This window comes from Streptomyces sp. Ncost-T10-10d, assembly GCF_900091955.1.
Taxonomy (GTDB): Bacteria; Actinomycetota; Actinomycetes; order Streptomycetales; family Streptomycetaceae; genus Streptomyces.
On record NZ_FMDF01000195.1, the window covers coordinates 1 to 1,160 of the forward strand.

Annotated in this window: 2 protein-coding genes; both read left to right on the plus strand. The window is 70.8% G+C overall.

Annotation, left to right across the window (positions count from 1 at the left end):
* Nucleotides 1-488: helix-turn-helix domain-containing protein (locus tag GA0115254_RS34325; protein ID WP_141720964.1), on the plus strand; the 488-nt coding region annotated here is incomplete at its 5' end.
* 249 nt (nucleotides 489-737) lie between these two features.
* Nucleotides 738-1,160 (plus strand): DUF6507 family protein (locus GA0115254_RS34330; protein WP_093899172.1); only part of this gene is annotated, 423 nt, incomplete at its 3' end.

The following is a 1,160-nucleotide window of genomic DNA, read 5'->3' on the forward strand; positions in this document are numbered from 1 at the left end:
GCGCCGCTCTGGGCTCGGCCCTGGTCGACGCGGGCCGGGGCGGCGACGCCGTCAGGGTGCTGATCCCCGGCGGCGAACGGATCACCCCGCAGCCCGGCTGGACGCTCGGCGCCTCCTCCCCCGCACCCATCACGGCACTCGACCTCGCCGACGGCCAGGCGTCCCGCGCCCTGGGCCGCGCCGTGGCCACCCGCACCCCGCTGGCCCACCACCACACCGGCACCGGAGCCGGCCTGGCCGCCCTGATCCCTCCCGACCAGGCGGAGGCCCACGCCCGCGCCCTCCTCGCCCCGCTCACCGAGCCCCTGACCGAGACCCTGCGCTGCTGGCTGAGCCTGCACGGCAGTTGGGACCGCACGGCAACAGCCCTCCAGGTCCACCGCAACACGGTCCGCCAACGCATCGCCCGCTGCGCGACGCTGCTGGACGCGGACCTGGACGACATGGACGTACGGACGGAGCTGTGGTTCGCGCTGCGGCAGGGGTGAACAGCATCCATCGGTGACTGCAAACGCCTGATGCGGCGTCCGGTCGGCCATGTGGCGACACCCGACGCCACGTCACGCACTGGCCATAGTTGGCCGGTTGCCGATTTGCTGATTGCACCAGCGATGCCCGGTTGATAGAGATAGCCAGGCGAACGGTTGTTCCACTGTCGGAAATCCGAGCGTGAGGCACCGGCACCGGTCGAGTGGTGACGACGAGACGGATCAGCGCGCGTACAGGGGGGCTTTCGCATGGTGGCGTGGGACATCAGACCGCAGGGGGTGCAGGGCCAGTTGAAGGTCACCGGTACGCATGCCGGGGACCTGGAGAAGGCCCTGACCGCACTGATGGCAACTATGTCGGAGGCTGCGCAGGCGGCGGGTACGGCCGTGCCGGGTTCGCAGGCCGCCACGCCTCTGCAGGGCCCGGTGGCACCGGGGAAGACGCCGTTGTCGCAAAAGGCGATGGGGCCGGTGGCCGCGGCACTGGGCGAGTACCTCGGAGAGCGCCAGAAGGATTTCAAGGCGATGGCCGAACGCATCGAGGCGGCCGTCCTGGGAGCGGTCGAAGCAACGAACGCGTACTGCGAGGGCGACCTGGAAGCCGCCGAGCACGCGCAGAACGCGGCGAAGGCCGTACGCCTGGATCTCCTCAAGGACACCGGGGGACACAAG